The organism is Xanthomonas sp. SHU 166, assembly GCF_000364685.1.
Taxonomy (GTDB): Bacteria; Pseudomonadota; Gammaproteobacteria; order Xanthomonadales; family Xanthomonadaceae; genus Xanthomonas_A; species Xanthomonas_A sontii.
The window spans coordinates 1-6,851 of the sequence record NZ_AQOJ01000313.1 but is presented as its reverse complement, the minus strand read 5'-3'; the positions used below and the strand labels follow the sequence as shown (position 1 = coordinate 6,851).

General features: G+C 69.3%; 5 protein-coding genes and 1 pseudogene. All 6 read left to right on the top strand.

Annotated elements, in window-relative coordinates; genetic code table 11:
• Nucleotides 1-312: pseudogene (locus tag D180_RS09510) on the top strand (hypothetical protein); the annotation flags it as partial.
• A gap of 126 nt (nt 313-438) precedes the next feature.
• On the top strand, nt 439-3,552 hold the full coding sequence (locus tag D180_RS09505) for a TonB-dependent receptor (RefSeq protein WP_017912606.1): 3,114 nt from the start codon (nt 439-441) through the stop codon (nt 3,550-3,552).
• 85 nt (nt 3,553-3,637) lie between these two features.
• Entirely contained in the window at nt 3,638-4,399 is a 762-nt protein-coding gene (locus D180_RS09500) for a Slam-dependent surface lipoprotein (protein ID WP_017912605.1), read from the top strand.
• A gap of 189 nt (nt 4,400-4,588) precedes the next feature.
• Nucleotides 4,589-6,001, top strand: a complete 1,413-nt coding sequence (locus tag D180_RS09495; RefSeq protein WP_017912604.1) for a surface lipoprotein assembly modifier — start codon at nt 4,589-4,591, stop codon at nt 5,999-6,001.
• Nucleotides 5,998-6,624 (top strand): biliverdin-producing heme oxygenase, encoded by a 627-nt coding sequence (locus tag D180_RS09490; protein ID WP_017916807.1) that lies wholly within the window; start codon nt 5,998-6,000, stop codon nt 6,622-6,624. Before D180_RS09495 ends, D180_RS09490 begins: the two co-directional genes overlap by 4 nt.
• A 67-nt stretch (nt 6,625-6,691) precedes the next feature.
• Nucleotides 6,692-6,851, top strand: a 160-nt coding sequence (locus D180_RS09485; RefSeq protein WP_043085540.1) for a YbaN family protein, incomplete at its 3' end; no start/stop codon positions are given.

Below are 6,851 nucleotides of genomic sequence, written 5' to 3'. Positions count from 1 at the left end.
CTCGCGCCGCTCGACCCGCTGGCGGTCGGCGCCTGGCAACGCAGGCAACTGCTGTTCGACGCCACGCCGCTGGCGCAGGTGCTGGAAGAGCTCTCGCGCTACCGACACGACCGCGTCCTGGTGCGCGATGCGCGCCTGCGCGCATTGCCGGTCTCCGGATCGCTGGACGTCGCCGACCCCGAGCGCGCGCTGCATATCTTGCTCGACAGCCTCAACCTGGAGGCGCTCGACCTGGGAGTGGTCACCCTCGTGCACCGAGGTACGCCGGAGGCGGCCACTGCCGCCGGCGCACAGAGCATGAACTCGAGATAAACAAGACCGGGCAGAGGACAAGACCAGGCCGTCGCGGCTGGGGGATCAGCCGGGACGAGCCCGTCTAAGCAGGAAAGAACGGAATGCGTTTCGTTCTCATCAAACATCTTCCTGCCCAGCGACCGTATGCCCATCCACCGCTCCACCGCCCGCCCCCGTCCCGCGCCGCGTCTCGCCCTGCTCAGCAGTACCCTCACCCTGATGTTGCTCAGCGCCGGAGCCCTGGCCCAGGTGCCGCGCGCGCCCGGCAGCACGGCGGCGTCGGTCCGCCATGCGATCGATCTGGAGGCGCAGCCGCTGCCGCAGGCGTTGCTGAAACTCTCCGCGCAGACCGGCGTGCAGGTGCTGTACGCCGGCCAGATCGCAGATGGAGCGAACGCCCCCGCGGTGAAAGGCGACTACAGCGCCGAACAGGCGCTGCAACGCCTGCTGCAGGGCAGCGGCCTGGTCGCACGGCGCACCGGCACTCGGGCGATGACGCTGGAGCGCGCCGCGGCACCCGCCGGGGCGATCATCACCGACACGCTGCGCGTGGCCGGCGACGACCGCAGCGCCGGCGGCGACGTCCGCGACCAGCGCGGCCGCGACGCGGTGTACGACCTGGACCTGTCCAGCGCGTACATCGGTCGCACCGAGGTGGAACGCTACAAGGGCGCCACGCCGTCGGATCTGGTCAACGGCGTCGCCGGCGTGTTCAGCGGCGATGCGCGCAACAGCGGCGCGCTGGATCTCAACATCCGCGGCATCCAGGGGCCGGGCCGGGTGCCGGTGAGCATCGACGGTACCGAGCAGGCGCTGACCGTGTGGCGCGGATACAACGGCGCCAGCAATCGCAACTACATCGATCCGCTGCTGATCGGCGGCATCCAGATCCTCAAGGGACCGTCGCTGACCCGCAACGTCGCCACCGGTATCGGTGGCGCGATGGTGATCGACACCCTGGACATGGACGACGTGCTCGAGACCGGTCAGCGCATCGGCGGCGAAGTGCGTGTGGAAGGCAGCAGCAACGCGGTGGCGCCGCGGCTGCCGCGGCTGCACACCGGCCAGGACTACCGCACGGTGACCGGCTTCCCGCAGAACGCGCCGAACGCACCCTACGAGGATCGCACCCTGCAGGTGCAGCCGCGCCACGGCGGTGGCGGCGACAACGTGTTCTCCGGAGAGGACCTCGCCTACCGTCTGGCGCTGGGCTGGCGCCCCGCCGACTCCGTGGACCTGTTCGCCGCCTACGCCTATCGCGACCGCGGCAACTACTATGCCGGCAGGCACGGCGCCGGCTACTACAGCCGCTCGCGCGGCTCCTCCGCCGACGACTACATCCTGTCGATGGCCAACTACTGGCGGCCCGGCGACGAGGTCGCCAATACCTCCAGCCAGATGGAATCGTGGCTGTTCAAGCTCGGCTGGCGGCCAAGCGAGGCGCAGGCGCTGCAACTGGGCTATCGCGACAGCCTCTCGCACTACGGCGAGGTGATGCCTTCGCGGATCATCGAATCGGCGAACCGCGCTGCGATCCAGTGGCCGCTGAGCCGGGTCGATGCGCAGGCCTGGAACCTGCGCTACACCTGGCACCCGGCCGACAGCCGCTGGCTCGACCTCGACGCTACGCTGTGGCGCACCGACACCGCCAGCGCCACCTACACCGCCGGCGGCTTCCCCAACTATGCGCAAGGGCCTGACAACCCGCTGCTCAGGAACACGGCCCTGGCCAATGCGCGCAACGACCGCACCGGGCTCACCGCGAGCAACCGCGTCCGCCTGGCCGATGGCCTCGATCTGAGCGTCGGCGGCAGCGTGCAGCACGAGCGCCTGCGCTCGGACGACGCCTATTTCGGCGTCAGCGATGGCTGGCGCATGTATCCGCGCGCAGGCCGGCGCCAGGAACGGCAGGCCTACTTCAACGTGGAATGGCGGCCGCTCGAGCGGCTGGCGCTGAGCGCCGGCGCGCGCTACGCCACGTACTGGGCGTTCGACGACTTCCTGGCCGCGCACGCCGGGCAACTGCGACAGTCGCTGGTCGACGGCTACGAGATCAGCTATCGCACCACCCAGACCTACACCCAGGCCGAGCGCGAGGCGTTGATCGCCGACCAGCTTGCCGGCAATCGCGAACTGCTGGACCTGGAGATCATCACCCAGGAGGAGTACGACGCCATCGCCGCCGACCTGCTGCAGAACGTGCCGACCCAGTACGACGTGCAGCACAAGGCGCCATGGCAGGCCGATGCGCACGGCCGCTACACCAAGGCCGGCAATGCCTGCCTAAACGGATCGCTGGATGCGCTGCCCGGCGCACTCGGGCAGACGTGCCTGGCCAGCCCCGTCGTCAGCACCGGCGACGCCAGGGCGCGCCGCCGCAAGGACCACGGCTGGATGCCGTTCTTCTCGGCGACGCTGGATTTCAGCGATGTCAGCAGGGCGTATCTGCGCTACAGCGAGACCTTGCGCTTCCCCAGCATGTTCGAGAGCACGGTTGCGTTCTCCGCCTCGCTCAATCCCTGGGACCTGAAACCCGAACACGCCCACACCTGGGAACTGGCCTACGTCCAAGACCTGGGCGCGCTGCTCGGCGCGGACACCACCGCCGACGTCAAGCTGGCCTACTACGCCAGCAAGACCCGCGACGTGATCGAACGCGACGCGCAGTTCAAGTTCGACAACATCGACAAGCAGACCATCCGCGGCCTGGAGCTGCAGGGCCGCTACGACGACGGCCGCCTGTTCACCGATCTGGGGGTGAACTACACGCTGAAGAACGAAGTCTGCGACGAGACCACGGCAGCGCTGCTGTCCAGCAACAACGGCTATGTCATCGGCAGCGGCCGGATCGTGCCGACCTGCGTGGACTACGGCTTCGTCGGCGGCTACCTGCTCACCCAGAGCACGCCGAAGCTGTCGGCGAGTTGGTCGCTGGGCACGCGCCTGTTGCAGCGGCGCCTGGAGCTGGGCAGCCGCCTGACCTACTACCGGCAGTATCGCAATCCGGATCTGGAATGGTTCCGCGAGAACTCCGTGCAAGGCGGCGACGGCCGCCTGGTCTACACCTTCAACGTGCCCTTCTCCTGGGGCACCACGCTGCTGCTGGACGCCTACGCCCGCTATGCGCTGCGCAAGAACCTGAGCATCGAACTGGGCGCGACCAACCTCACCGATCGCTACTACGTCGACCCGGCCACCCGCTCCACGGTGGCCGCCCCCGGACGCACGCTGAAACTCAGCATGACCGGGAGATTCTGATCTCCCGCACGCCGTTCAAGGAGTGTGATTCGAACCGGACACGGACGTCCTTCCTCGTTCCAAACCAACCAGAAGGATCCATCGCATGAACATGAAACGTCCTCACGCCGCACTGCTGGGCCTGGCCATCGCCAGTGTACTGGGCAGCGCGCACGCAGCCCCGTTCCTGGGCAAGTCGAGCAACGAAAGCTACGTCAAGGTCGGCGAATCCACCGTCAACGGCGGCCCGCACCGTGCCGGCCAGGCCGGCATCGCGGTGAACTCGACCGGCCTGGACAAGCCGGTGGACTTCAAGGGGCTCTCGATGTACGGCGGCGTCGGCTCGGTCAAGGTGCTGAACTTCCCGTACAGCGGCGCACCGAGCAGCCACGACAACCTCGGCGTGTTCGCCTTCTCCCAGGTCGGCAGCCAGGACGTGTGGTTCGGCGAGTGGTACTCGCGCAAGGACAACGCCGATGGCCTGAACACGCACACGGTGTACTTCGTCGGCGACAAGCCGGACAGCAGCGTGCCCAGCGCCGGCACCGCCACCTACAGCATGGTCGGCATCAACGACTACAGCGCCGGCAACCAGTTGACCGGCACCTTCACCGCCAACTTCGGCACCGGCCGCCTGACCGGCTCGATCCAGAACAACGCCGGCTTCGCGGTCAACATCGGCACGGCCAGCATCAACAGCAACGCCAGCATCTCCGGCAGCAACGCCATCGCCCGCCAGTCCGGCAGCGTGGTCGCGGCCAACGGCGCGGTGTCCGGCCAGTTCTACGCCAACCAGGCCGCGCTGGCCGGCATCGCCGACTTTGCCGGGGTGAAGTACGACACCGCCTTCGGCGGCACCAAGCAGTAATCCGTCTGCGCGGCACGTCCGCGCCTTTCGATCCGTACCCGGGCAGGACCAGCCACGACCATGCCAGTCCTGCTCCGCTTTCGCACCGGTTGCTCGATGCCTTGCATTTCTTCCGCGCGCCGACGGCGCGCACGCACGCTTGTCGCACTGACGGCCTGCCTCGCGTGGCTGGCGGCCGCGCCGTGCGCGATGGCGCAGGCGCAGGACGATACCCGACGCCTGCTCGAACAGCGCGACCAGGGCCAGGCGCTCGAACGCGAACGCGCGCTGGTGCAGGAGCCGGCCACCGGCGAGCGACCGAGCATCGTCGTCGACGGCATGTCCTACGTCGTCGCGCCGACCGCCAACGACGTGGGCCGCGCGCTGTACCTGTCGCTTCAGAACAAACAATGGCCGGCCGTGCAGCGGTTCCTCGCCGAATACCTGACCCTGCCCGAGCGCGACCCGCTGCTGGTGCATTACGCGCAGGGCGCGGTGGCGCGCAACCGCGGCCGCTACGGCGACGCCGAGCGGGAGTACCGCGTGCTGCTGACGTTGCAGCCGGACTTCCTGCCCGGGCGTCTGGAACTGGCGCGGGTGCTGTTCGAGGACCAGCAGGACCGCGAGGCCGAACAGGCGTTCGCAGCCATTGCCGCCTCGATCGACGCTGGCGATCCCAGGACCGAGGGCGTGCGCAACACCATCGCCGGCTTCCGCCAGGCCTTGGCCAACCGGCGCGACTGGAACGGCACCTTCGCGCTGGGACCGGCCTGGAGCGACAACGTCAATCGCACCTCGGCCAGTTCCATCTGCCTGCTGCCGCTGGAAGGGCGCTGCTACTTCAGCCGCAGCACGCCCACGGCGATCGTCGCCTTCGGCGCCGACTACGATGCCAGCGCCGAACGGCGCCTGCCGCTGCGCGGTCACCATGGGCTGTACCTGCGCACGCTGCTGTTCGGCCAGAGCTATCGCGACAACGGCGCCTACAACGAACTCACCGCGCTGACCCAGGCCGGTTACAGCTATCGCAGCGGCCGCCACAGCCTGGCGCTGGCGCCCTCGTTCGATTACTACGCGCTGGGCAACCAGGCGCTGTATGGCGCCTGGGGCGTGCATGCGGAATGGAGTTGGAGCCTGTCGCCGCGGTCGCTGGTCAAGCTGGAAGGCGACTGGAAGGACATGCGCTACCGCCGCCGCGCTTACGCCGCCAGCTACGACGCGATCGTGCGCGGCGCCTCGGCCACCTATTTCCGCAGCCTGGATGCGCGCTGGACCGTGTTCGCCGGGGTCGACGCCAGCGACACTGCCGCCGTGCAGGACACCGAGGCGTACCTGCAGCGCGGCGTCCGCCTGGGCGGTTCGCGGCAATGGCCGGGAGGCATCGACGCCACCGTGTTCGCCTCCTACCGGCTGCGCGACTACGGCGCCTACAGCGCGGTCCTGCGCGCACGCCGCCACGATGCCGAGCGCACCTACACCCTGGTGCTGCGCGCGCCGCGCCTGGCGGTCGGCGGCTTCGTGCCGCTGCTGACGCTGCGCCACAACCGCGTGCGCAGCAACGTCGACTGGCTGTACGGCTACGAGCGCAACACCATCAACCTGAAACTGGAGCGCGCCCTGTGACGCACACGCCGTCGCCACCCGTTATCGCCCCCTCCCCCGCGCCGAGCCGCGCGCAGCGCCTGAAGGCCGCCACCGCACAGGCGCATACCCGGCTGGACCGGCGCATCATGGCCGCGCAACCGTTCGCCTCGCGCGACAACTACGCGCGCTTCCTGCAGGTGCAATACCGGTTCCATTGCGACATGGAGCGCATCTACGCCAACCCGGTGCTGGCCAGCGTGGTGCCGGACCTGGCGCAGCGCCGGCGTCTGCCAGCGCTCGTGGCCGACCTGCACGACCTGGGCGTTGCACTTCCCGCCGACCACGCTACCGCGCCCGGCAGCGCCGGCCACCCCACCCAGGTCGCTGCGCTGGGCTGGCTGTACGTGGCCGAAGGCTCCAACCTGGGTGCGGCGATCCTGGCCAGGCTGGCGGCGAAACTGGGCCTGCACGCGCAGTTCGGCGCGCGCCATCTGGCCGGGCACGAGGACGGGCGCGCGCAGCACTGGCGCCAGTTCGTCGCCGCGCTCGACCGCCTGGCGCTCGATGCCGGGCAGGAACAGGCGGTGATCGCCGCCGCGCGCAGCGCGTTCGCGCAGGTGCAGGCGTACGTGGACCTGCACCTGCCGGCGACGCCGCGATGAGGCCGATGCCGCCGTGGAGGCGACCGTGCACCTGAGCCGCGCGCTGTGGTGCGGCCTGGGCCTGCTGATGCTGGCATTGGGCCTGATCGGCGCCGTGCTGCCGGTGATGCCCACCACCATTTTCCTGATCCTGGCAGCGTACTGTTTTTCGCGCTCCTCGCCGCGGCTGGACGCCTGGCTGCTGGCGCATCCGCGCTACGGCGCGACGCTGCGCCTGTGGCGCGAGC

Coding starts and splice junctions, on each gene's coding strand:
- D180_RS09505 (WP_017912606.1), top strand. CDS start 439: ATGCCCATCCACCGCTCCACCGCCCGCCCCCGTCCCGCGCCGCGTCTC.
- D180_RS09495 (WP_017912604.1), top strand. CDS start 4,589: ATGGCGCAGGCGCAGGACGATACCCGACGCCTGCTCGAACAGCGCGAC.
- D180_RS09500 (WP_017912605.1), top strand. CDS start 3,638: ATGAACATGAAACGTCCTCACGCCGCACTGCTGGGCCTGGCCATCGCC.